This is a genomic window from Pseudomonas sp. BF-R-30 (assembly GCF_019956175.1).
Classification (GTDB): Bacteria; Pseudomonadota; Gammaproteobacteria; order Pseudomonadales; family Pseudomonadaceae; genus Aquipseudomonas; species Aquipseudomonas jessenii.
This window is the reverse complement of the sequence record NZ_JAHBDE010000009.1, coordinates 67,621-89,883: the sequence shown is the minus strand read 5'-3', so window position 1 is coordinate 89,883 and position 22,263 is coordinate 67,621. Positions and strand designations below refer to the sequence as shown.

The following is a 22,263-nucleotide window of genomic DNA, read 5'->3' as shown; positions in this document are numbered from 1 at the left end:
AAGTCATTGTGTTCAATGAAAACGGCCTTGGCGGTCTTGGCATGCATGCTACGGCTGTAAAAACGGGCAAACAAACGATGGATTTTGCAGACAACTGATTAGAGGAACTTATCGATATGCTCAAACACTGGCCGCCCCTGAGCACCCTGCGCGGCTTCGAAGCCGCCGCCCGGCTGGGCAGTTTTCACAAGGCTGCCGACGAGTTGCACCTCACCCAATCGGCGATCAGCCAGCAGATCCGCAGCCTTGAGGCCTACCTGGAACAACCGTTGTTCCATCGCAGCGGGCGCAGCGTCAGCCTGACCGATGCCGGGCACGATCTGCTGAGCACCACCCAGGCGTTGTTGCAGCAACTGGCGGTGGGCATTCGCCGCTTGGGGCAATACCAGAAGCCCAATCAACTGGTGCTCAACACCACCCCGGCGTTTGCCCGGCATTGGTTGTTGCCGCGCCTAGGGGATTTCCGCCGGCAGCATCCGCAGGTCGATCTGTGGATTTTCAGCACCGATGAAGTGCCGGACATGGCCAGCCAGACCATCGATCTGGCGGTGCGCGACGACATCAGTTCCCAGGCCGAATGCAGTTTCAAGGTGCTGCACGCCGACCGCCTCTACCCCGCTTGTCACCCGAGCCTGTTGGCCGTGCCCGTGGAACAGCGCACCACCCTGCATGGCGAGCGGGAAATGGACTGGAGCCACTGGGCGGTGGAATCGGGAATTGATGTGGGGCAGATGGATCAGGGGCTGAATTTTTCCGATCCGGGTTTGCTGCTGGACGCCGCCTGCACCGGGCTCGGTATTGCGCTGGTGAGCCAGTTGCTGAGTCGGCAGGCGCGGGCCACCGGGCTGTTGCAGCCGATGGTGGAGCAAACCATCCGCGGCCCGAACTGGGCGCTGCTGACCCACCGTGACAGCGAGAACATCCCGATGGCCCGGGCCTTTACCCAGTGGCTGGTCGACAACCTGGCGGCCGAGCAGCAGACCGCGGCGTGATCATTGCGCCGGGAAAGTTTGCAGGTAGGCCAGCAGGTCTTCGATTTTTTCCGGATCACTGAGGCCCCAGAAAATCATGCGGGTGCCGGGCACGACTTTCTTCGGCGCTTCGAGGTAGGCGATCAGGGTTTCGCGGTCCCAGACCAGGTTGGCGGATTTCATCGCATCGGAATACACGTAGTCCGTGGTGACGGCGGAATGGCGACCGATCACGCCATTGAGTTGCGGGCCAAAGAAGGCGCGAGCCGATTCACCGATCTGATGGCAGCCGCTGCAGAGGCGCTTGTACACTTTCTCCCCGGCCTGGACATCGCCTGCAGCAAGGGTGGGTGTGCTGAACAGGCCCGCGGTGAGCGCCGAGGCGAGGGTCAGTGCTGCGAGTTTTTTCATGTTCCGTTTCCAGTCGGGTGTTGCCGGATGGCTATTGGAACATGCGGGTCGGGGATATCCCAAGTGGTCAAATGGACGCAATCCCTGTGGGAGCGGGCTTGCTCGCGAAAGCAGTAGTCCAGCCACCTACGATGTTGAATGTGGAGGCCTCTTCGCGAGCAAGCCCGCTCCCACAGGGGGCCTGTGCTCATCATGATGGTTGTGACCGATGAGGGTAGACGGTGTTCGAGGGGTTTCAGGAGTCGCTGACTGACGGCGCCTGGGGCATGGGGCGGGTTTTCACGGTGACGAACATTTTGATGCGGTCGCCGATTTCCTGGAGGGTATGGCGGAACGGGTCGTGTCTTTCGCTGGTGGTCGGGTCTTCGAAGCTCCAGACCATCACTTCACCGGTAAACGGCATGCGTGAGGCCTCTTCGCAAGACTTGTCGCACAGGGTGATGACGTAGTCGAATTCCTGACCTTCGAAATCTTCGAGGGACTTGCTGCGCAAGCCGCTGGCATCGACACCGATGTGATCGAGGGATTCGAATGTGCGCGGGTCGATCTCGCTGGCCTCAAGCCCGGCGCTGAAGGCCTGGAAATCGGCAGGATCGGTGTGGCGAAGCAGGGCTTCAGCCATGGGTGAGCGGACATCGTTTCGGGCGCAGACGAACAGCACGCGACGGGGGTCGGTCATGGGTTTTCCTCGGCTGGCAGGTTTTTAGTGTTTGCTCATCAATCCATGCAGAACGCCAAACCGCAGACCCGGTTCAGACGGCCACCGGGGCACTCAAGACGGATTGCGAGGATCTTGCCATTGCTTTGATGACACCCGGATGACAGGCCTGGAGTTCTGAGCCACACCACAACAGTGGCAGGATTTTCGGCATCCTGATGGATGGCCATCAAGCTGTCATCGAATCGTCATGAACCGAGCGCCATACTCAGTCCATCCAATGCGTGCTTTAACTTTCCGCTGCCAGTCCCGGCAGCTTTTTTTTGCCTGAAATTGCCCTTACAAACACTCCTGCGCCGCACGCTCGAACGTCGACGGCACGAAGGTCGACGCCAGCAGCTTGCGCTCGTACAGGAATACCTTGCCGCCGTTCGAGGCTTTATAGGTTTCAAGCACGTTGTCCGCCGACACTTTGCTTGATACGACGATCCGGTAGCTGCGCTGGGTCTGCGACACCGTTGGGTTGAGCGCATCGTGCTGCAACTTCGGCACCACGCAATGGGTGTACTCCTCCGGCGACTTGCTGGTCTGCAAGGTCATGGTCGGATCATTCGGCGTGGCACAACCGGCCAGCAGCAGCGAAGCGAAGGCCAGGGTCGGGGCAAAAACAGTGCGCATGAATCAGGTCCTGAATAGAAATCCACGGTGGATCGGGTTGCCCGCCGCTCAATGGGCGTTGGACTTGTTAATTTGTTGTTGCGGTCAATCCGGCGGTTACCAGCGCCTTCAACGATGCATCGAACTGTTTCAGCGCGGTCAGTTGCAGGTCGCGTTGCTGTTCGATTTGCGCGGCGATCTCGGGCGCGGTCTTGTCATGCACCCATACCGACGGCAGTTGTTTTTCCACCGCGCCTTCGGCCTTGCCGATGTACTGCAGGTTGGCGTCGTAGAACCGCGCGGCGAAACGCGCCTCGACCCGGTCGTTACGCTGAGTCAGCAACTGATTGTGGGTATCGAGCATCACCACCACATCGGGATGGGCCTGCACCAGGGCATCGAGATTTTCGTAGACCGTCACCGACAGAAAAGTGTGGTGCAACGAACCCATCAGCCAGTCGATGGCCAGGTCCGGATCGGAACTGTTGACGAACGCCTGGCGAATCCGCGTATCCAGTGCGTTTTTCGCACCGTTGACGGCCACCGAGTGGTATTGCTCAAGGTATTGCAGGTTTTCCACAGTGTTGTCGCTGTAGAGCACCCCGACCGTCTGACCGTATTGCAGCCCGCTGTGACCGCCGGTGATCGGCGGCAGATGGCAGGCGCGTGCATCTTCGGCAAAGGCCGATGCGGTGGACGCAACGCTGCCCAGCAACAGGGCAATCACAGCCAGTCGGGTCAAGATTTTCATCGCGCAGGTTCCTTGAGCAGCGTGTTCAATGCAGGCAATTTTCCGCCTTTGCGCAAAAAACAGAACTTGCGATTCTTGATGGTGACTATTGACTGAACCAATAGTGCTGCGGCGCCAGTAGCTGCCTTTGGCGCAAAATTACCGGTCAATGTCGAACAAGCGGCTGTGCCGCACGCCCACTGTTCATTACAGTGGCGACTGCCCTCAAAACCTGATCAAGGAACGAAAAAATGGTCACTTGCTACCTGAAATACGTGCTCGACCCCTACCAGCTCGACGCTTTCGAGCACTACGGCAAGATGTGGATTCCCCTGGTGGAAAAGTTCGGCGGCCAGCACCATGGCTACTTTTTGCCGTCGGAGGGCGCCAACAACATCGCCCTGGCGCTGTTCACCTTCCCCAGCCTGGCGGCGTACGAGCATTACCGGCAGCAGTCGATGAACGATCCAGAGTGCATCGCGGCCTTCAAGTACGCCGAGGAGAAGAAATTCATCCTCAGCTACGAGCGTTCATTCATGCGGCCGGTGTTTGGCGAGCAGGCGCGCTGAGTCAGCCTTTTTGCAGATCCAGGCAATAGGTGTAATAACCGGGGTCGCGCACCCAGCCCAGGGATTCATACAGACGCTGGGCGGTGACGTTGTCGGTGGCGGTTTCCAGGGTCATGCCTTTGCCACCGGCCAGCTTCGCAAAATCCCGGGCGGTGTTCATCAGCAAGGTGCCGACGCCTTTGCCCCGGGCGGCGGGCGTGGTGAACAGGTCACCGAGCAGCCAGGTGCGATGGGCGTCGATCGAGGAAAAGGTCGGGAACAGCTGGACGAAGCCGAGGTTTTCACCATCGCTGTCCCGGGCAAGAAAAATCACCGATTCATCCCGGGCGAGGCGCTCGGCGATAAAGGCGCGCGATTGCGAAAGGTTCGACGGCTGCTTGTAGAACATCCGGTAGGCGTCAAACAAAGGGGCGATCTGGTCGATGTGCGATGCGTCGGCGCGCAGGGCCTGAATAGCCATGAGGGTGCTCCATTGCGGTCTCAAGGAATTACAGACTAGCAATGGCGAGGCAACAGCGACGTAAAATTTTCTGAAAACACCGCCGCCTACTGTGGGAGCGGGCTTGCTCGCGAAGAGGCCGTGTCAGTCGACATAAATGTTGAATGACACGCCGCTTTCGCGAGCAAGCCCGCTCCCACATTAGGCTCCCACATTGGATTGCGGATTGCGGTCAGACCCGCACATTACGCCCCGGCAGCGAAGTACGCTGGCTGCTTTCCCAGCCCTCGACCAGCCCCACCGGCACATCCGCCGACGGCAACATCTGCACGCCACGCACCAGGTCGGATGCCCGCTCGGCGAGCATGATGGTCGGCGCATTGAGGTTGCCGTTCGGCTCGGTCGGGAACACCGACGAATCGATCACCCGCAGACCGGCGATACCACGCACGCGCAACTCGGAATCGACCACCGCCATGTCGTCCTCGCCCATGCGGCACGAACCGCACGGATGGTAGGTGCTTTCCAGGTTGTCGCGCACGAACGCGTCGAGGTCTTCATCGCTGGTTACTTGCGCCCCCGGGGCGATTTCGCCGTCGCGGAAGCGGTCCATGGCTTTCTGGCCGATGATCTCGCGGGTCAGGCGGATGCAGCGGCGGAAACCTTCGCGGTCCTCTTCCCGCTCCAGATAGTTGAAGCGGATTTCCGGATGCTCGTAAGGGTCGGCCGAGCGCACCCGCACGTAACCACGACTTTTCGGTTTGTTCGGCCCGGTGAGCACCATGAAGCCGTGGCCCTTGATCGGCTTGTTGCCGTCGTAGCGCATCGCTGCCGGCAGGAAGTGAAACTGGATGTCCGGCCAGCGCAGGCCCTTCTCGGAGCGAATGAAACCACCGGCCTCGAAATGGTTGGTGGCGCCCAGGCCGTCCTTGAACAGCAGCCAGCGCAGACCGATCATCAGCTTGCTCAGCGGATCCATCTTGCTGTTGAGGGTCACCGGCTCCTTGCAACCGAACTGGATGTACACCTCGGCGTGATCCTGCAGGTTCTCCCCTACCCCCGGCAGGTCATGGCGTACGCCGATCCCGGCCTTGCGCAGGACGTCCGCCGGGCCGATGCCCGAGCGTTGCAGCAGGTGCGGCGAACCGATCGGCCCGGACGAGATCAGCACTTCGCGGTTGCAATACACCTGGTGGGTCTGGCCGCCGTGGTCATACATGACCCCCACCGCACGCTTGCCTTCGAGGATGACCTGGCGCGTCATCGCATGGGTGATCACCGTCAGGTTCGGACGGCCCATGGCCGGGCGCAGATAGGCGTTGGCCGTGGAGCAGCGCACGCCGTTCTTCACAGTCATGTGCATGGCACCGAAACCTTCCTGCATGTAGCCGTTGCAGTCTTCGGTCTTGATGTAGCCAGCTTCCGCGCCGGCTTCGACCCAGGCACCGTACAGCGGGTTTTTCATGTGATTGCCGTTGGTGGTGTGCAGCGGCCCGGTTTGCCCGCGATAGCTATCACCACCCGACTCGTAGCTCTCGGCGCGCTTGAAGTACGGCAGGCAGTTGCGATAGCCCCAGCCTTCGGCACCCAGGGATTCCCACTCGTCAAAGTCCAGTGCATGGCCACGGATGTACACAAGGCCATTGATCGACGAAGAGCCGCCCAGCACCTTGCCCCGTGGGCAGTGAATGCGCCGGCCGTTGAGGTGGGTCTCCGGCTCGGTTTCGTAGCGCCAGTTGTACTTCTTGGTGTTCATCGGGATCGAGAATGCGCTCGGCATCTGGATCACTACGCTCTTGTCACTGCCGCCGAATTCCAGGACCAGCACCGAGGTGGCCGGGTCTTCGCTCAGGCGGTTGGCCAACACACAACCTGCCGAGCCTGCGCCAATGATGATGTAGTCGTATTTTTGCGTAGCCATGGTCATCTCCCGACCGTCGATTCAGTGAATACCGGCATAGGCTGCTGTTTGTGGGTCAGCGTGTCGCCGGTGGTGTATTGCGGGGAGTTTTTCTCAATCTGCTGGATCACCGCTTCTTCGCGCTTGAGGTCGATCGAGCGGCTCAGCCAGTAGTACGCCAGGCCCGATACGATCAGCCCGACCAACCAGGCGATGTCGATGCTGCCCAGCGCCTTGGCTAGCGGACCGACATACACCTCGCGCTGTTCAACGCCGTCGAAGATGTAGAAGAACGGGATCATCGAGATAAAACCGATGGCATAAGCGGCGATACCGCGCAGTCCCCAGCTGCCGTAAATGTTGCCGTGGGGCATGAAGAAGTGCGGGATGGCGTAGCGGCCCTTGCGCACGAAGAAGTAGTCGGTGAGGTTGACCGAGGTCCAGGGCACCAGGAAGTACAGCATCACCACCAGGTAGATCCCCAGTACCGACAGGCCTTTGCCGGAACTCTGGATGCTCAGGGCCACGCCCAGTTGCAGCAGGATCACGAAGCCGATGGCCAGGATGCGTGCCTTGCGGGTTGGCTCGATGTGCTTGATCGAGTCGACGCAGGTCAGCGTGGTCAGCTTGGCGCTGTAGATGTTCATCGCGATCACCGGCAGGAACGCCAGGATGGTAACGACCACCACCGCCGTGCCCACCAGCGGCGACACAGTGTTGCCGACTTGCCCGAGGGCCACCAGCACGTCAGTGGAGTGCAGGTGATCGGCCAGCCAGCCACCCACGGAAATCATCCACGCACCGGACAGCGACGCCCCAAGGAACACCACGGCGATCAGCTTGCCGCTGGAAGTATTCTTCGGCAGGTAGCGCGAGTAGTCCGACACATAAGGCGCATAGGCGATGTTGTAGCTGGCGGCCGCCGCAAACTGCGCGATGAAACCGGTCCAGTTGAAACCCAGCGGCTCCCGGGCCACTTCGCCCGCCGCCAGCGCCGGCATTACCGCGTCCGGCACCCAACCCATCAACACCGCCACGGTGACAAGGCCATACAGCGGCAGCGACAGGAACAACGCCCATTTGAAGCTGCGGTGCATCCAGTCATGGCCGAGAATCGCCAGCACCGCCGCCGGTATGGTCACCGCCACCGCGATCACCGCGGGGTTGAAGCCGAACAGCGTGTGCAGCCCCTGCATCATCAGCACCAGGTTGACGATGTTGAAGCCGGCGAACACGAACAGCGTCGCCAGCAGCACCAGGATCACCCCGCGATAACCGAACTGCGCGCGGGACTGGATCATCTGTGGCAGGCCAAGGTGCGGGCCTTGCGAGCCGTGAAACGCCATGAACAGCGTGCCGAACATGATGCCCAGCGTGCCGGCGAGCGTGGTCCACAGTGCGGTCAGGCCGACGCTTGGGCCAACGAAGCCGATGGTCATGGTGAAGAAGGTGAAATTGCCGAGGAACCAGAACGGGCCCTGGCTCGACAGTTTGTCGGTGCGCTCGTTCTCGGGGATGAAGTCGATCGAATGCCCCTCGACGACGGATTTTTCGTCGAGGCTGGACACGCTCGGGGCGGACTTGGCGTTAGTGTTCATGACGGACTCTTATTGTTGGAAGATCATGACGAGATAACCGCGTTCTTTCGGGTGAACGACGCCCGGGAGCTTCCTTGCCGTTCCCGTTTTTCAAAGGCTCGATTGCCTTCAGCCCTAGTGCAAAACCTGTGGGAGCGGGCTTGCTCGCGAAAGCGGAGCACCAGCCGACATCAATGTTGGATGTGCCGGCCTCTTCGCGAGCAAGCCCGCTCCCACAAGGGGCGGGTCAGCCTGGCAGCGTGATCCACACCGCCTTGGTTTCGAGCAAGTAGTCGAGCTGCTCGGCGCCCAGGTCCTTGCCGAATCCGGACTGCTTGTAGCCACCGAACGGCATCGACGGATCGAGGGTGCCGTGGGCGTTGACGTAGACCGAACCGGCCTTGAGGCGCGGGATCAGGCTGTGCACTTTCCCGAGGTCGTTGGAATACAGTGCGGCAGCCAGGCCGTATGGCGAGTCGTTGGCCAGGGCCAGCGCTTCTTCCTCGTCGTCGAACGGTGCGGTGACCAGCACCGGGCCGAAGATCTCTTCCTGGACAATGCGCATGTCGTTGCGGCAATTAGCGAAAATGGTCGGCTCGACGAAGAAGCCAGGGCCATCGACCGGTTGACCGCCGTAGACCAGTTCGGCGCCTTCGGCCTTGCCGGTTTCGATGTACTCGGTCACGCGCTGCTTTTGCAGCGCCGAGACCAGCGGGCCGATGAAGCAGTCCGGGTCCAGGCCCGGGGCCATTTTCAGGGTGCGCGTGTAGGCGATCAGCTCACGCAGGAATTCGTCGTAGACACTGCTATGAATATAGGCCCGTGTACCGGCGTCGCATACCTGCCCGGAGTTGAAAAACACGCCGTTGGCGACCGCTTGGGCGGCGGCCGGGATGTCGGCGTCGGCACAGACGATGACCGGTGATTTACCACCGAGTTCGAGGGTCAGCCGCTTCATGTCATCCAGCGCTGCGCGGCCGACAGTCTGGCCGACCGGGGTCGATCCGGTGAAGGTCAGTTTGTCGATGCCGGGATGGGTGGCCATGGCCGCGCCGACCACGCTGCCGCGCCCGGTGACGATGTTGATCACGCCGTCAGGGATGCCCGCTTCCTGCACCAGTTCAGCGAAACGCAGGGCCGACAACGAAGTCAGTTCGGCGGGCTTGACCACCACGGTGCAACCGGTGGCCAGCGCCGCGCCGAGTTTCCAGGCCATGGTTTGCAGCGGGAAATTCCACGGCACGATGGCGCCGACCACACCCACCGCTTCCTTGCGGGTATAGGCCAGGTAATTACCCGGCAGCGAAGGTTCGACGGTACGCCCGTGCAACTTGGTGGCCCAGCCGGCGAAGTAACGCAGGGTATCGACGGTGCCCTGGATGTCAACGTCCTTGGCGAAGGCAACCGATTTGCCCATGTCGATCGATTCGATTTGCGCCAGCTCAGCAGCGTTCTGCTCGATCAGGTCGGCCAGGCGCTGCATCATGCGCTCGCGTTCCGCGGGTTTGGCCTGGCGCCAGGCGCCGCCGTCGAACTGGGCGCGGGCGGCTTGCACGGCGCGGTCCAGGTCATCGGTGGTGCCCATGGGAATGCGGGTGATCAGGCCTTCGGTCGAGGGTTCGATCACATCGGAGGTTTCGCCGTTGCTGGCCTCGACCCAGGCGCCGCCGATGAACATTTTCTGGACCTTGCCGAGGAAGGTCTGGGTGGCTTCGCTGACGCCGAATTTTTGCAGGTAACTTTTGACGATCGTGTCCATTTTTGTTCTCTCTGCCCGGCAGTCAGGGCCTGCCGGGTCACTGGTTTCGATGATCAGGCTGATGCGGTTTCGCTTTCGGCGGCCGCCCGCACCTTGCCTCGTTCGTGGAAGATGAAACCGATGCTGTTGAGCAGCAGTTGTGCGGCCAGGATCGAGGTCATGCCGGTCGGGTCGTAGACCGGAGCCACTTCCACCAGGTCCATGCCGACGATGTTGCCCTTGCTGCGCTTGGCCAGGGCCTGGATGATTTCCAGCACTTCGTAGTAGAGAAAGCCGCCGTGGCTCGGGGTGCCGGTGCCGGGGGCGATGGACGGGTCGAAACCGTCAATGTCGATGGTGATGTAGTAGTTGATGTTCTGCGGGATCAGCGCCAGCACGCCTTCGACACCGAGACGACGCACGTCGCGCACCGAAAGGATTTTCGAGCCGGCTTCGTGGGCCGCTTCGTAGTCATCACGGTTGGACGACGACACGTTGCGAATGCCCATTTGGGTCATGCCGACAATGTGGTTCATTTCCGAGGCGCGGCGCAGCGGGTTGCCGTGGCCATAGCGAACACCGTGGCGCTCGTCGACGAAATCCAGGTGCGCATCGAAGTGAATGATGTGGATCGGGCCGCGGCCCTCGAAGGCCTTGATCACTGGTGCGTGCACCGAATGGTCGCCGCCGAGAACAACCGGCATGACACCAGCGTCGAGGATCTTGCGCACGGCGTACTCGGTGTTCTTGTTGCTGGTAGCCATATCGGTGTGGACGATGTCGGCATCACCGACGTCAACCATGCGCACGTCCGATGCGGTGAGGTACATCACGTCATCTTCATGATCGTAGGCGCCGGCGTGGCCGAAGGAAAACAGCGTCGATGCTTCACGAATCCCGCGTGGTCCGAAGCGTGCGCCGGAGCGCCACTGGGTGCCCATGTCGTTGGGCACGCCGAGCACCGCGACGTCGGCATCCAGTGCATCCCAATCGGTGCACACCGGGGATTTGCCAAAGGTGCAATGACCCACGAATGGCAGGTTCAGGCGACCGGATTCATAACCGTTGTTCGACATTTCTAGCCTCTCCACTTCTTGTTATCGGCTTGACGGACTGCAAGGCGACCGTCGTTGGAAAGACTATGGGCGCAGGTTTTCGTGGAAAAAATGCTAAACATCAGATACTCATATCGGCATTCCCGATGCATCCACATGCCGGAGGTTCAAGATGATCCAGCTGCACGACGTCGACCTGAAACTGCTCAGGGTGTTTGCCACGATTGTGCGCTGTGGCGGTTTCTCGGCCGCGCAGGCAGCGTTGAATGCCGGACAGTCGACCATCAGCGAACAGATGACCCACCTGGAAACCCGTCTTGGGGTGAAACTCTGCCAGCGTGGGCGCAGCGGCTTTCGCCTGACCGAACAAGGGGTGGCGATTCATGAAGCCACCCAGCGCCTGCTGTCGGCGGTGGAAAACTTCTGCATGGACGCCGACGTGCTCAAGCAGCACATCAGCGGCAAGCTCAACCTGGGGATCATCGACACCACGATTACCGACCCCGACTCACCGATTCCGCGCACCACACAGCGCTTCGTCTCCCGCGGGCATGATGTGCACCTGAACGTGTACGTCGGCACCCCGGCGGAACTCGAAGAACGGGTGCTCGACGGTCGCCTGCACCTGGCCATCGGGCACTTCCCGATCCATGTGCCGGGCCTGCTGCAATCACCGCTGTACCAGGAAGCGCTGGGTTTGTATTGCGGCCGGCGACACCCGTTGTTCGGCAGCCAGGCCGAGGGCGCCGAGCTGCTCGAAGAGGTCGGCGCGGGGCGCATCGTCGTGCGCGGCTACATGCAGCAATACGACCTGGAACACCTGGGTATCACCAAAGCGGCGGCCACCGTGGACAACATCGAGGCGTCGGCCATCCTGATCATCTCCGGCGCTTATGTGGGTTTCCTGCCGGAGCACTTCGCCAGCCAGTGGGTGAAAAGCGGCGAGATGCACCAACTGGCACCCGCGAGCCTGCGCCTGAAATCACCGTTCGACGTGATCACCCGTCGCGGCACGGCACCACCGCCGATCCTCCAGGCGTTCCTGGAAGACCTGGCCGCCAGCGCCCGTAAAACCGGCCAGCTGTGATGTGACACTCGCCAAATTGAAAATTTGCCGGGCATACTGATTCGGTTCGCCAACCTTGCAGGCCCGTCATGCGCATCCACGTCACCTTCATCGACCGCGTCGGAATCACCCAGGAAGTGCTGGCCCTGCTCGGTGGACGCAGTTTCAATCTGGACGCCGTGGAGATGGTGCCGCCGAACGTCTACATCGATGCGCCAACCCTTGGCGCCGAGGTGCTGGAGGAGTTGCGTGAGGCGCTTTTCGGTGTGCGCGGCGTGCAAGCGGTGACCATGGTCGACATCCTTCCGGGGCAACGCCGGCGTCTGCAACTGGACGCGTTGCTGGCAGCCAGTTCCGACCCGGTGCTGGCGGTGGATGACCGAGGTCATGTGCTGCTGGCCAACCCGGCGCTGATCGCCCTGTGCGGGCGCGAACCGGCCGGTGAATCGCTGACCGCGCTGTTCGACGATGCCGATTTGCAACGCACCTTGATCGCTCACCATTTCCGCCTGCCGATGCACGAGGTCAGCCTCGGTGGCCAGACCTTGCTCCTCGACGCGATGCCGATCACCGACGCCGGCGCCCTGCTCACCTTGTATCAACCCAATCGCATCGGCGAACGCCTGTCGGCACTGCACCATGACCATGCCGAAGGCTTCGATGCACTGCTGGGCGAATCACCGCCGATTCGCGCGCTCAAGGCGCGTGCGCAAAGAGTGGCGGCCCTCGACGCGCCGCTCTTGATCCAGGGCGAAACAGGCACCGGCAAGGAGCTGGTGGCCCGCGCCTGCCACGCCATCAGCCCACGGCACGACGCGCCTTTTCTGGCCCTGAACTGCGCGGCACTGCCGGAGAGCCTGGCCGAAAGCGAGCTGTTCGGCTACGCCCCCGGCGCCTTCACCGGTGCGCAAAGGGGCGGCAAGCTCGGCCTGCTGGAACTGGCCGACCAGGGCACGGTGTTCCTCGATGAAGTCGGGGAAATGTCGCCGTACCTGCAAGCCAAGTTGCTGCGTTTTTTGAGCGATGGCTGCTTCCGTCGGGTCGGTGGCGATAAAGAGGTCCGGGTCAATGTGCGGGTGCTCAGCGCGACCCACCGCGACCTGGAAAAAATGGTCGCCGAAGGGCGTTTTCGCGAAGACCTGTTCTACCGTCTCAATGTGCTCAACCTGCAAGTACCGCCGCTGCGCGAGCGCGGTCACGACATCCTGTTGATGGCCAATCACTTCATGCAACAGGCCTGTGCGCAGATCCAGCGACCGGCGTGTCGTTTGGCACCGAGCACCTTCAGCGCCCTGCTCGGCAACCGCTGGCCGGGCAATGTGCGGCAATTGCAGAACGTGATCTTCCGTGCAGCGGCGATTTGCGAAAATCCGCTGGTGGACATCGACGATCTGGACATCGCCCGCACGGCGGTAGAGCGGCAGAACGACGGCGAAGTCGGTAGCCTGGAAGAGGCTGTGGGTGATTTTGAAAAGAACCTGCTGGAACAGCTTTATCGCAGCTATCCGTCCAGTCGGTTGCTGGCGGCGCGGTTGCAGACGTCCCATAGCGCCATTGCGATTCGCCTGCGCAAGTACGGCATTCCCGCCAAGCCCTGAGTGATCTGTCGGAACACATTGTCACCGACAACACATTCCCCTGTGGGAGCGAGCTTGCTCGCGATGAGGCCGTGTCAGTCGATATCAATTTTGCCTGTCACACCGCAATCGCGAGCAAGCTCGCTCCCACAGGGGATCAGTGGTGTTGCTGAATTCTTCGTCTGTAAATCGATACAGCGTAGCGAAATCAAGACAATCCCTTCCACGCCAACAATCACGGCGCTTGCCCCCAAGGCCATACCTGCTTGTATTGAATTCAATACGAGCGAGATGTCACAAACTCCGCACAAACAACTCAACCTATTGATTTAAAACAAATAAAAAACATTGGCACCACCCTTGCTATCACTCCTCCAACCCCGCTCGTCGCCCCGCCACGAGCCTTAAAACAATAAGGAGTTGAGATGAGCGAATTGCGTTTTACCGTCGATCACGAATGGCTGCGCCTTGAGAGCAATGGCCTGGTCACCGTCGGCATCACGGCGTTTGCCCAGCAGGCGCTGGGGGATGTGGTATTCGTTCAGGTGCCTGAGCTGGGCGCCTTCGATGCAGGCGCTGAAGTGTCGGTGCTGGAATCGGTGAAAGCCGCCAGCAGTATCGGCATGCCGCTGGACGGTGAAGTGGTCGAGATCAACGCGACACTGGAGAACACCCCGGAACTGGTCAACGAAGACCCATTGGGCGAAGGCTGGTTCTTTCGCTTCAAACCGGTCGATGTCCAGGCGTTGAGCGATCTACTGGATCAAGACGCCTATGAACGCCTGACCGCAGAACACGCCGACGCTTGAAGCCCCCTACGCATTCCCGAATCCGAAAAAGGACCACACCATGTTCAGCAAGCACGACCAGATCAAAGGCTATGACGACGAACTGCTGGCGGCGATGAACGCCGAGGATGCACGGCAGGAACACCATATCGAACTGATCGCCTCGGAGAACTACACCAGCCAGCGGGTGATGCAAGCCCAGGGCAGCGGCCTGACCAACAAGTACGCCGAAGGCTATCCGGGCAAGCGCTATTACGGCGGTTGCGAGCACGTCGATGTGGTAGAGCAATTGGCCATCGACCGCGCCAGGCAGCTGTTCGGCGCCGATTATGCCAACGTCCAGCCGCACTCCGGCAGCCAGGCCAACGCGGCGGTTTATCTGGCCCTGCTGCAAGCCGGCGACACCGTGCTCGGCATGAGCCTGGCCCACGGCGGTCACCTGACCCACGGCGCCAAGGTGAGCTTTTCCGGCAAGCTCTACAACGCCGTGCAGTACGGCATCGACACCACCACGGGCCTGATCGATTACGACGAAGTCGAGCGCCTGGCTGTCGAGCACAAGCCGAAGATGATCATCGCCGGGTTCTCGGCCTATTCGAAGACCCTGGACTTCCCGCGCTTCCGTCAGATCGCGGACAAGGTCGGCGCGTACTTCTTCGTCGACATGGCCCACATCGCCGGCCTGGTGGCGACCGGTCTGTACCCCAATCCCCTGCCCTACGCCGACGTGGTCACCACCACCACCCACAAGACCCTGCGCGGCCCCCGTGGCGGTCTGATTCTGGCCAAAGCCAATCCGGAACTGGAGAAGAAGCTCAACGCCGCTGTGTTCCCGGGTGGTCAGGGTGGCCCGTTGATGCACGTGATCGCCGCCAAGGCCGTGTGTTTCAAGGAAGCGCTCGAGCCCGGCTTCAAGACCTATCAGTCGCAGGTGATCCGCAACGCCCAGGCCATGGCGCAGGTGTTTATCGAGCGTGGTTATGACGTGGTGTCCGGCGGCACCGACAACCATCTGTTCCTGGTCAGCCTGATCCGCCAGGGCCTGACCGGCAAGGACGCCGACGCCGCCCTCGGTCGCGCCGGCATCACCGTGAACAAGAACGCCGTGCCCAACGATCCGCAATCGCCGTTCGTGACCTCCGGCCTGCGCATCGGTACCCCGGCGATCACCAGCCGTGGCTTCAAGGAGGCGCAGAGCATTGCCCTGGCCGGCTGGATCTGCGACATCCTCGATCACCTGGGTGATGCCGATGTGGAGGCTCAGGTCGCTCAACAAGCTGCTGCCTTGTGCGCGGACTTCCCGGTCTACCGCGACTGATCACACCACACAAAACCCCTTGTGGGAGCGGGCTTGCTCGCGAAGGCGGTGTGTCAGTCAACATTAATTTCAACTGACACTCCCTCTTCGCGAGCAAGCCCGCTCCCACAGGTTTCGTGCCCATTGCTGCAAAAGGAAAGCATCATGAACGCCATTGTCGAGTCGACCGGCAACAGCCCAGCCAAAGTGGAGGTCGGCACCAAACTGCGCGGTGCGCAAAAGGTTGCGCGGATTCCGGTGAAGATCATTCCCACGGATGAATTCCCGCGCAAACCCGACTGGATTCGCGTGCGCATGCCGATCTCTCCCGAGGTCGACCGCATCAAGCAACTGTTGCGCAAGCACAAGCTGCACAGCGTCTGCGAAGAAGCCTCGTGCCCGAACCTCGGTGAATGTTTCTCCGGTGGCACCGCGACCTTCATGATCATGGGCGACATCTGCACCCGTCGCTGTCCGTTCTGCGATGTCGGCCATGGCCGGCCCAAGCCGCTGGACGCCAACGAGCCGATGAACCTGGCCGTGGCCATCGCCGAGCTGCGCCTGAAGTACGTGGTGATCACCTCGGTGGACCGCGACGATTTGCGCGACGGCGGCGCCCAACACTTTGTCGATTGCCTGCGCGAGATCCGCAAGCTGTCGCCCGGCATTCAACTGGAAACCCTGGTGCCGGATTATCGCGGACGCATGGACGTGGCCCTGGCGATCACCTCCCATGAGACGCCGGATGTGTTCAACCACAACCTGGAAACCGTACCGCGCCTGTACAAGGCCGCGCGGCCGGGTTCGGACTTCGAGTGGTCACTGGACCTGCTGCAGAAATTCAAGCACGCGGTGCCCCACGTACCGACCAAATCCGGCCTGATGCTGGGCCTTGGCGAAACCGACGAGGAAGTCATCGAGGTCATGCAGCGCATGCGCGAGCACGATATCGACATGCTGACCCTCGGCCAATACCTGCAACCGTCCCGCAGTCACTTGCCGGTACAGCGCTTCGTGCACCCGGACACCTTTGCCTGGTTCGCCGAAGAAGGCACGCGCATGGGCTTCAAGAACGTGGCGTCCGGGCCGCTGGTGCGTTCGTCCTATCACGCCGATCAACAACTCCATGGAGGTACGGACGGTTTCAAGCCATGATGGAATGACTGGTCATGCATGGAGCCGTTTCCGATGTCGCGTTCACCCTGTCTGTTGTTGCTGTGCCTGAGCCTTGCCACGCCGTGCATGGCCGACGAGTCGAAACCCGGGCACATGGTGTATGTGCGCAGCGTCGCCCCGGGCATCGAGCAGGACATCCGCTACGCCAGCGCGCACAACTTCACCGGGCACCCGCTCGACGGCTACCAGGCGGCGGAGTGCCTGCTGTCGGAGGATGCGGCGAAGGCGTTAGCCCGAGTGCAAAACTCACTGAAAGCCGAAGGCTACGGCTTGAAGGTATTCGACTGCTATCGCCCGACCCGCGCGGTGGCGGACATGGGACGCTTCGCCAGCGAACCCGGCGACCCGCTCAAGACCGAGTTCTATCCACGGGTCGACAAGCAGGACTTCTGGCGCCTGGGTTATGTCGCGCGGGTGTCCAATCACTCTCGAGGCAACACCGTCGACCTGACCCTGACCGGCCCCGACGCCCTGCCCGCCGACACCTGGACACCTTCGGCGATACCGGCGGATTGCACCGCCCCCTACGGCGAGCGCTGGCACGACGGCGCGCTCGACATGGGCACCGGTTTCGATTGCTTCGATGAGCGGGCGCACACCGACTCGGCGCTGATCAACGCCACGGCCAAGGCCAATCGCCAGCGGCTGACCAGTGCCATGGCCAAGGAAGGCTTTGTGGGTTATTCGGCCGAGTGGTGGCACTTCACGTACAGCGGGAATCCGCCGAAGCCGGACGTCATGAACTTCCCCATCACGCCGCTCGCACCATGAACATTCTCTTCAAGCCCCTGTTGGTGGCGTTTTTTCCGCTGGCCGCCATGGCCCAGGGACTCGACGGCAGTGACCAACTGATCGTGGTCACCAGTAAAGGCTGGGATGACATCCAGGGTACTGCCCAGCGCTATGAACGGCACGGGCAGACCTTGCAGAAGTTCGAAGCGCCCTTTGCAGTGGTGCTCGGCAAGAATGGCATGGGCTGGGGCAAGGGCCAACTCAACCCCGGGCGGCCTGAAGGGCCGATCAAAAAGGAAGGCGACGGCAAGGCGCCGGCCGGGATGTTCAGCCTGGGCACGGCGTTTGGCTACGAGCCTTCGGCCAATACCCGCCTGCCCTACCTGGCGCTGACAGCGACCATCGAATGCGTGGACGACAGCCAGTCGGCTCGCTACAACGAGCTGGTCGACAGCTCGGTCATTGCAAGAGACTGGAACAGTTCCGAACGCATGCGCCGCAGCGATGACTTGTATCGCCAGGGCATTTTCATCCGGCACAACACCCTGGCCACTCCCGCTGCCGGATCATGCATTTTCTTCCACATCTGGCGCGGACCCACCGCACCGACTCGCGGCTGCACCGCCATGGCCCCGGCGGATATCGCGCGGTTGTTCAACTGGCTGGACCCGGGAAAATCCCCGATGCTGGTGCAACTGCCCGAAGCGCAGTACGAACAGTTGCGCCAGCGCTGGGAACTTCCCGAACGCGAGTAAACGCTGAACCCTGTGGCGAGGGGGCTTGTCGGAACGCCGCATCGCCCCGTTGGGGCACGAAGTGCACCCAAAAAAGGGACTGCTACGCAGTCCAACGGGGGCAAGCCCCCTCGCCACAAAAGCCCCCTCGCCACAAATGCGGGAATTAACCCCACTCAACCACTACGCCACTCATCGACGGCTTGGCCAGCGCGTAATAGATCACACCCGGTACCAGCAGCCCGACGATCCAGGAAATGTCCACGCCGCCCAGTTGCGCAACCATCGGCCCGGAGTAGAAATGGGTGTCGACAAAGGGCAACTGGATCAATACGCCGATCACGTACACGCTGATCCCCAGCACGTTCCAGCGACCGTAGCGCCCGTAAGGGTCGGACAACGCAGGAATGTCGTAACGTTCCTTGTTGATGAAGTAGTAATCCACCAGGTTGATCGCGCTCCAGGGGGTGAAGAACGTCAGCAAGAACAGGATGAAGTACTTGAACGAGTTGAGGAACGAGTACTGCCCCAGCAATGCCAGCGCGGTGGACGCCGCGACGATCAGCAGCACAAACAGCATGCGCTGGCGGGCGGTGATTTCCAGGCGACGACGAAAGCCGCTGATGATGGTGGCGATGCACATGAAACTGCCATAGGCGTTGAGGGTGGACACCGTGACCTTGCCGAACACAATGCTCAGGTACAGCAAGGACGCGATCACACCGCTACTGCCCAGGCCGACAATGGTCGCCACTTCGTGCCCACGGAAATTCGCCCCGGCCAGTGCGGCGGCGAACACCCCCAGCACCATCGAAGTCTGGGCCCCCAGCACGGTGCCAAGGCCCACGGCGGCGAAGGTTTTCCACGATGAGGTCTTGCTCGGCAGGTAACGTGAGTAGTCCGCCACGTAGGGGCCGAAGGCGATCTGCCAGGATGCCGAGAGCGAAACCGCCAGCAGGAAGGTGCTCCAGCCAAAATGACGATTGTCGAGCAGCAAGCCGATGTCGTTGAGGGTCATCAACCGGGTGAACAGGTAGGCGAACGCGATGATCCCCAGCACGCTGGCCACCCGCCCGACCAAGTGAATCACCCGATAACCGAAGATCGTCAGGAACGCGATGCACGCGGCGAAAATCAGGATGCCGGCGCTGTCGCTGACGCTGATCAATTGCGCAATCGCCTGCCCCGACAGCACCGCGCCGGTGGCGCTGAAACCGAGGTACATCAGGCACACCAGCACAATCGGGATTGCCGCGCCATACACCCCGAACTGCACTCGGCTGGAGATCATTTGCGGCAGCCCGAGCTTCGGACCTTGCGCCGCGTGCAGCGCCACTACGGCACCACCCAGCACCTGCCCGATCAGCAAGCCGATCAGTGACCAGAACACATCGCCGCCCAGCACCACGGCGAGGGCGCCGGTGACGATGGCGGTGATCTGCAGGTTGGCGCCTAGCCACAAGGTGAACTGGCTATAGAGGCTGCCGTGACGCTCAGCCTCGGGAATGAAATCGATCGAGCGAGTCTCGATCAGCGGACTTCGTTGCGCACTCATGACGATGTTTCCTTTGAGGAACTGTTTTTGTTGTCAGGGATGGAAGTTAGAACGTCTTGGTTGCACTGGCTACAACCGTTGCAGAGCAGAGGTCGTCATAACCGTACCAACTGGCGCACTCGCTTTTCGACAAGTCCGTGTCGATATAGCTCAGGCCCCAGGTGACGCCGACGAAGTCGCGGGTCAGCTTGGCTTCCCACTCGTAGTAAGACTCACGGCTATCGCCATTGGCGGACCAGAACGCGGGGTCATTCACATCGTTGCGCCCAAAGCGCAGGTCCAGGCCGACTTCGGCCGGCAAATCGATTTTGTAGCCCAGGTAGGTGTAAAGGGTGTCCTGGTCCTCGCCGAAGAAGTTCGGCGTGTCCTTGGAGTAATAGGCACCCAGCTTCACGCCGTACAGGTCGAGGACGGCGTAGACCTCGCTGAGGTTGAAGTCGGAATTTTTCGGGTAGTCGTACTTGATGTAGCCCAGATCCAGGCTGATGGCATCCGTCGCCTGCCAGTAATAACCGGCGTAGTACTCAAGCTCCTGGCGGGTATCGAAGCCGCCGCCGAAATCGACGTTGGAGGTCCAGGCCCCGATGTACAGGCCGCTGCTGTGCAACAGCGTTGCGCCGCCCTGCACTGCCGGGTCGCCCAGGGTTTGCGAGATGCCCCGGGTGCGGTAATCGCTGACCACGCCAAGGGTCATGTCCAGGCTGAAATCATCGTTGAGGGTCAGGGCCTGGCTGCTCAGGGGGATCAATGCCAGTGTCGCGAGGGTCAATGCTGAAAGTGCGTTCATACAATTCTCTTGTTGTTATGGCGTACGGGAATTTCAGGCATGGCGATGCCAGGCCCCTCGCGCTACGAGGGGCTGGCGGTTTTTGCGTGTGCTGGGTGTACGCAGGTCAGGACGCGGGGGCGTAGACCTGCTTGCCGGCGAAGAAGGTGTTCAGGACTTTGGTTTCGAACAGTTCGTCATCGCTGACTTTGAACACATCGCGGTCGAGGATGATCAGGTCGGCCTGCTTGCCCGGTGCCAGCGAACCGATCTGCTGATCCAGGCGCAGGGTTTTCGCCGCGTTGATGGTGTAGGCGTAGAACATGGTCTGGCGGTCGATGCTTTCCTTGGCATTGAGTACACCCAACGGACCCTTGCGCGTGCTGGCCTGGGCAATGGCGTTGAACGGATTGGCGCTCGACACCGGCCAGTCGCTGCCACCGGCAATCGTCGCGCCGGCGTTATGCAAGGACCGCGCGGGATACTGGTAACCGTAGGCAAAGGCGCTGATGTAAGGCTTGACCAGCTCGACAGTGTAGGACTCCCCAGTGGCCCACAGCAGCTGCATCGAGGCAATCACGCCCAGTTGCTTGAAGCGCGCAAACTCCTTGGGGTTGACCAGTTGCAGGTGCGCGATGCTGTGGGGCACAGGTGTCGGGCTGAGCTTGCGCGCATACGCCACGCCATTGAGCGCTTCACGCACCGCGCGGTCGCCGACGGCATGCATGTGCACGATCCAGCCGCGTTTTTCCGCTGCCACCACCAGTTCGCCAAAGTGCGCCGGGTCGGTCAGCAGCTGACCGTCCTTGTGGCTGTTCTTGTACGGCACGACGACCGCCGCTGTTTGCCCCGGGAATTCGAGAATGCCGTCGACAAACACCTTGACGCCGGGGAACGTCAGGTTAGGCACGCCCTCGAACTGTTTCATTACTGTGGCGATCACCTCCAGGTCGGCAGGTTTGCTCTTCGGATTGGTGACCATCAGCGCGGCGACGTGGGCACTGAGTTCGCCGTTCTGTGCCAGTTCCTTGTACAGCGGCAGCACGCCGACACTTTCGGCGGTGGCATGGAAATCGAACAGCGAATCCTCACTGCCGCCGTTCGCCGCCGCGTCCATCCAGGCGGTGACGCCGAATTGATTGTTGATCTTCACCGCCTCGCGAGCGGCCTTGAGCATGGCCTCCGGGCTGGGCGCCGGAATCCCGTTACGCACCACGTCCCAGCGGGATTCGGCAAAGTAGCCGTTAGGAGTGAAGTCCGCTTCATGGCCGATGTAACCGCGTTCCTTTTCCGGCAGGCTCTTGACCAGCGCCGCGTCGATGTCCAGGCGTTTGAGCATCGCGTTGTTGGCCCAACCGGTGTGCCCGTCGATGCCACTGAAGACAATCGGTTGATCCGCCCAGCGTCCCTGGTTGAACACCTTGCCCAGTTCACGGCTTTTCTCCCAGTAAGCCGAACTGACCCCGGCCACGCTGATCACATCACCGGCGCGTGCGCGTCCAGCCTTGTCTTCCTCGATCAACCATTGCTCCAGTTCCGGCAAGGGTTTGACCTCGTCCAGCAGGTTGGCTTTCATGCTGTCGAAAGCGCCCACCACCGGGTGGCTGTGGGTGTCGATCATGCCCGGCATCAACACTTTGCCCGCCAAGTCGATGCGCTGGGTCTTGGCATCGGCCAGGGCATTGATTTCGGCATCGCTGCCCACTTTCAGAATCTTGCCGTCTTGCACCGCAACAGCCTGCACCAGCGCCTGGCCGGGTTCGGCGGTAAAGACCTTGCCGTTGAACAACACCAGGTCAGCGGCGGCCATCGCTTGTACCGAGGACAATGCCAGCGCGGCGGCCAACAGATTTGGAATGAATCGCAT

Annotated in this window: 21 protein-coding genes; 9 read left to right on the top strand and 12 right to left on the bottom strand. The window is 61.3% G+C overall.

Annotation, left to right across the window (positions count from 1 at the left end):
- Positions 1 to 116: 116 nt before the first annotated feature.
- The gene (locus KGB20_RS06290; RefSeq protein ID WP_223503333.1) at positions 117 to 992 is read left to right on the top strand and encodes a LysR substrate-binding domain-containing protein; all 876 of its coding nucleotides are present in this window, start codon (positions 117 to 119) and stop codon (positions 990 to 992) included.
- Here KGB20_RS06290 and KGB20_RS06285 read toward each other — a convergent pair whose 3' ends face one another.
- The 4 genes from KGB20_RS06285 to KGB20_RS06270 all read right to left on the bottom strand — a co-directional run bounded on the left by KGB20_RS06285 (position 993) and on the right by KGB20_RS06270 (position 3,448).
- A complete protein-coding gene (locus KGB20_RS06285) occupies positions 993 to 1,382 on the bottom strand; it encodes a c-type cytochrome (protein WP_057714215.1) in 390 nt (129 codons plus the stop codon).
- A 235-nt stretch (positions 1,383 to 1,617) separates the two neighbouring features.
- A complete protein-coding gene (locus tag KGB20_RS06280) occupies positions 1,618 to 2,061 on the bottom strand; it encodes an arsenate reductase ArsC (protein WP_150814771.1) in 444 nt (147 codons plus the stop codon).
- Positions 2,062 to 2,379: 318 nt separating this feature from the next.
- Positions 2,380 to 2,718: a hypothetical protein gene (locus KGB20_RS06275; RefSeq protein ID WP_057714212.1), complete on the bottom strand. Its 339-nt coding sequence runs from the start codon at positions 2,716 to 2,718 to the stop codon at positions 2,380 to 2,382.
- 67 nt (positions 2,719 to 2,785) lie between these two features.
- Positions 2,786 to 3,448, bottom strand: coding sequence for an ATPase (locus KGB20_RS06270; RefSeq protein ID WP_154861324.1), 663 nt, complete (start codon positions 3,446 to 3,448; stop codon positions 2,786 to 2,788).
- A 230-nt stretch (positions 3,449 to 3,678) separates the two neighbouring features.
- On the opposite strand from KGB20_RS06270, the gene KGB20_RS06265 reads away from it, so the two are divergent.
- Positions 3,679 to 3,996 carry an NIPSNAP family protein gene (locus KGB20_RS06265; protein WP_102670496.1) on the top strand — a complete coding sequence of 106 codons (318 nt, stop codon included), beginning with the start codon at positions 3,679 to 3,681 and terminating at the stop codon, positions 3,994 to 3,996.
- Position 3,997: 1 nt separating this feature from the next.
- Here KGB20_RS06265 and KGB20_RS06260 read toward each other — a convergent pair whose 3' ends face one another.
- The 5 genes from KGB20_RS06260 to speB form a co-directional block, all read right to left on the bottom strand.
- A complete protein-coding gene (locus tag KGB20_RS06260) occupies positions 3,998 to 4,456 on the bottom strand; it encodes a GNAT family N-acetyltransferase (RefSeq protein ID WP_150814720.1) in 459 nt (152 codons plus the stop codon).
- 211 nt (positions 4,457 to 4,667) lie between these two features.
- Positions 4,668 to 6,356: a choline dehydrogenase gene (betA, locus tag KGB20_RS06255; RefSeq protein ID WP_090457955.1), complete on the bottom strand. Its 1,689-nt coding sequence runs from the start codon at positions 6,354 to 6,356 to the stop codon at positions 4,668 to 4,670.
- A gap of 2 nt (positions 6,357 to 6,358) precedes the next feature.
- Entirely contained in the window at positions 6,359 to 7,933 is a 1,575-nt protein-coding gene (locus KGB20_RS06250) for a purine-cytosine permease family protein (protein ID WP_090456554.1), read from the bottom strand.
- A gap of 226 nt (positions 7,934 to 8,159) precedes the next feature.
- The gene (locus tag KGB20_RS06245) at positions 8,160 to 9,671 is read right to left on the bottom strand and encodes an aldehyde dehydrogenase family protein (RefSeq protein WP_150814722.1); all 1,512 of its coding nucleotides are present in this window, start codon (positions 9,669 to 9,671) and stop codon (positions 8,160 to 8,162) included.
- Between the two features lie 53 nt (positions 9,672 to 9,724).
- The gene (speB, locus tag KGB20_RS06240; RefSeq protein ID WP_057714206.1) at positions 9,725 to 10,726 is read right to left on the bottom strand and encodes an agmatinase; all 1,002 of its coding nucleotides are present in this window, start codon (positions 10,724 to 10,726) and stop codon (positions 9,725 to 9,727) included.
- Between the two features lie 151 nt (positions 10,727 to 10,877).
- Between speB and KGB20_RS06235 the strand changes: the two genes are divergently transcribed.
- The 7 genes from KGB20_RS06235 to KGB20_RS06205 all read left to right on the top strand — a co-directional run bounded on the left by KGB20_RS06235 (position 10,878) and on the right by KGB20_RS06205 (position 18,096).
- The gene (locus KGB20_RS06235) at positions 10,878 to 11,792 is read left to right on the top strand and encodes a LysR family transcriptional regulator (RefSeq protein ID WP_150814723.1); all 915 of its coding nucleotides are present in this window, start codon (positions 10,878 to 10,880) and stop codon (positions 11,790 to 11,792) included.
- Between the two features lie 68 nt (positions 11,793 to 11,860).
- Positions 11,861 to 13,369, top strand: coding sequence for a sigma-54-dependent transcriptional regulator (locus KGB20_RS06230; RefSeq protein WP_223532167.1), 1,509 nt, complete (start codon positions 11,861 to 11,863; stop codon positions 13,367 to 13,369).
- A 404-nt stretch (positions 13,370 to 13,773) separates the two neighbouring features.
- Positions 13,774 to 14,157, top strand: coding sequence for a glycine cleavage system protein GcvH (gcvH, locus tag KGB20_RS06225; RefSeq protein ID WP_057714203.1), 384 nt, complete (start codon positions 13,774 to 13,776; stop codon positions 14,155 to 14,157).
- 40 nt (positions 14,158 to 14,197) lie between these two features.
- Complete coding sequence (gene glyA, locus KGB20_RS06220) at positions 14,198 to 15,454, top strand: serine hydroxymethyltransferase (protein ID WP_223532166.1); 1,257 nt, start codon at positions 14,198 to 14,200, stop codon at positions 15,452 to 15,454.
- Positions 15,455 to 15,598: 144 nt separating this feature from the next.
- Positions 15,599 to 16,588, top strand: coding sequence for a lipoyl synthase (gene lipA, locus KGB20_RS06215; RefSeq protein ID WP_223532164.1), 990 nt, complete (start codon positions 15,599 to 15,601; stop codon positions 16,586 to 16,588).
- Positions 16,589 to 16,621: 33 nt separating this feature from the next.
- A complete protein-coding gene (locus tag KGB20_RS06210; RefSeq protein ID WP_223532162.1) occupies positions 16,622 to 17,380 on the top strand; it encodes a M15 family metallopeptidase in 759 nt (252 codons plus the stop codon).
- The gene (locus KGB20_RS06205; protein WP_150814728.1) at positions 17,377 to 18,096 is read left to right on the top strand and encodes a L,D-transpeptidase; all 720 of its coding nucleotides are present in this window, start codon (positions 17,377 to 17,379) and stop codon (positions 18,094 to 18,096) included. Before KGB20_RS06210 ends, KGB20_RS06205 begins: the two co-directional genes overlap by 4 nt.
- Before the next feature lie 145 nt (positions 18,097 to 18,241).
- On the opposite strand, the gene KGB20_RS06200 is transcribed toward KGB20_RS06205, so the two are convergent.
- The 3 genes from KGB20_RS06200 to KGB20_RS06190 form a co-directional block, all read right to left on the bottom strand.
- Positions 18,242 to 19,630, bottom strand: coding sequence for a purine-cytosine permease family protein (locus KGB20_RS06200; RefSeq protein WP_223532160.1), 1,389 nt, complete (start codon positions 19,628 to 19,630; stop codon positions 18,242 to 18,244).
- A 46-nt stretch (positions 19,631 to 19,676) separates the two neighbouring features.
- Positions 19,677 to 20,417 (bottom strand): TorF family putative porin, encoded by a 741-nt coding sequence (locus tag KGB20_RS06195; RefSeq protein WP_150814730.1) that lies wholly within the window; start codon positions 20,415 to 20,417, stop codon positions 19,677 to 19,679.
- A gap of 106 nt (positions 20,418 to 20,523) precedes the next feature.
- Positions 20,524 to 22,263, bottom strand: a complete 1,740-nt coding sequence (locus KGB20_RS06190; RefSeq protein WP_150814731.1) for an amidohydrolase — start codon at positions 22,261 to 22,263, stop codon at positions 20,524 to 20,526.

Coding starts and splice junctions, on each gene's coding strand:
- KGB20_RS06290 (WP_223503333.1), top strand. CDS start 117: ATGCTCAAACACTGGCCGCCCCTGAGCACCCTGCGCGGCTTCGAAGCC.
- KGB20_RS06275 (WP_057714212.1), bottom strand. CDS start 2,718: ATGCGCACTGTTTTTGCCCCGACCCTGGCCTTCGCTTCGCTGCTGCTG.
- KGB20_RS06270 (WP_154861324.1), bottom strand. CDS start 3,448: ATGAAAATCTTGACCCGACTGGCTGTGATTGCCCTGTTGCTGGGCAGC.
- KGB20_RS06280 (WP_150814771.1), bottom strand. CDS start 2,061: ATGACCGACCCCCGTCGCGTGCTGTTCGTCTGCGCCCGAAACGATGTC.
- KGB20_RS06205 (WP_150814728.1), top strand. CDS start 17,377: ATGAACATTCTCTTCAAGCCCCTGTTGGTGGCGTTTTTTCCGCTGGCC.
- KGB20_RS06235 (WP_150814723.1), top strand. CDS start 10,878: ATGATCCAGCTGCACGACGTCGACCTGAAACTGCTCAGGGTGTTTGCC.
- KGB20_RS06285 (WP_057714215.1), bottom strand. CDS start 1,382: ATGAAAAAACTCGCAGCACTGACCCTCGCCTCGGCGCTCACCGCGGGC.
- KGB20_RS06230 (WP_223532167.1), top strand. CDS start 11,861: ATGCGCATCCACGTCACCTTCATCGACCGCGTCGGAATCACCCAGGAA.
- KGB20_RS06195 (WP_150814730.1), bottom strand. CDS start 20,417: ATGAACGCACTTTCAGCATTGACCCTCGCGACACTGGCATTGATCCCC.
- speB (WP_057714206.1), bottom strand. CDS start 10,726: ATGTCGAACAACGGTTATGAATCCGGTCGCCTGAACCTGCCATTCGTG.
- gcvH (WP_057714203.1), top strand. CDS start 13,774: ATGAGCGAATTGCGTTTTACCGTCGATCACGAATGGCTGCGCCTTGAG.
- KGB20_RS06210 (WP_223532162.1), top strand. CDS start 16,622: ATGTCGCGTTCACCCTGTCTGTTGTTGCTGTGCCTGAGCCTTGCCACG.
- KGB20_RS06190 (WP_150814731.1), bottom strand. CDS start 22,263: ATGCGATTCATTCCAAATCTGTTGGCCGCCGCGCTGGCATTGTCCTCG.
- KGB20_RS06200 (WP_223532160.1), bottom strand. CDS start 19,630: ATGAGTGCGCAACGAAGTCCGCTGATCGAGACTCGCTCGATCGATTTC.
- KGB20_RS06245 (WP_150814722.1), bottom strand. CDS start 9,671: ATGGACACGATCGTCAAAAGTTACCTGCAAAAATTCGGCGTCAGCGAA.
- KGB20_RS06250 (WP_090456554.1), bottom strand. CDS start 7,933: ATGAACACTAACGCCAAGTCCGCCCCGAGCGTGTCCAGCCTCGACGAA.
- lipA (WP_223532164.1), top strand. CDS start 15,599: ATGAACGCCATTGTCGAGTCGACCGGCAACAGCCCAGCCAAAGTGGAG.
- betA (WP_090457955.1), bottom strand. CDS start 6,356: ATGGCTACGCAAAAATACGACTACATCATCATTGGCGCAGGCTCGGCA.
- KGB20_RS06265 (WP_102670496.1), top strand. CDS start 3,679: ATGGTCACTTGCTACCTGAAATACGTGCTCGACCCCTACCAGCTCGAC.
- KGB20_RS06260 (WP_150814720.1), bottom strand. CDS start 4,456: ATGGCTATTCAGGCCCTGCGCGCCGACGCATCGCACATCGACCAGATC.
- glyA (WP_223532166.1), top strand. CDS start 14,198: ATGTTCAGCAAGCACGACCAGATCAAAGGCTATGACGACGAACTGCTG.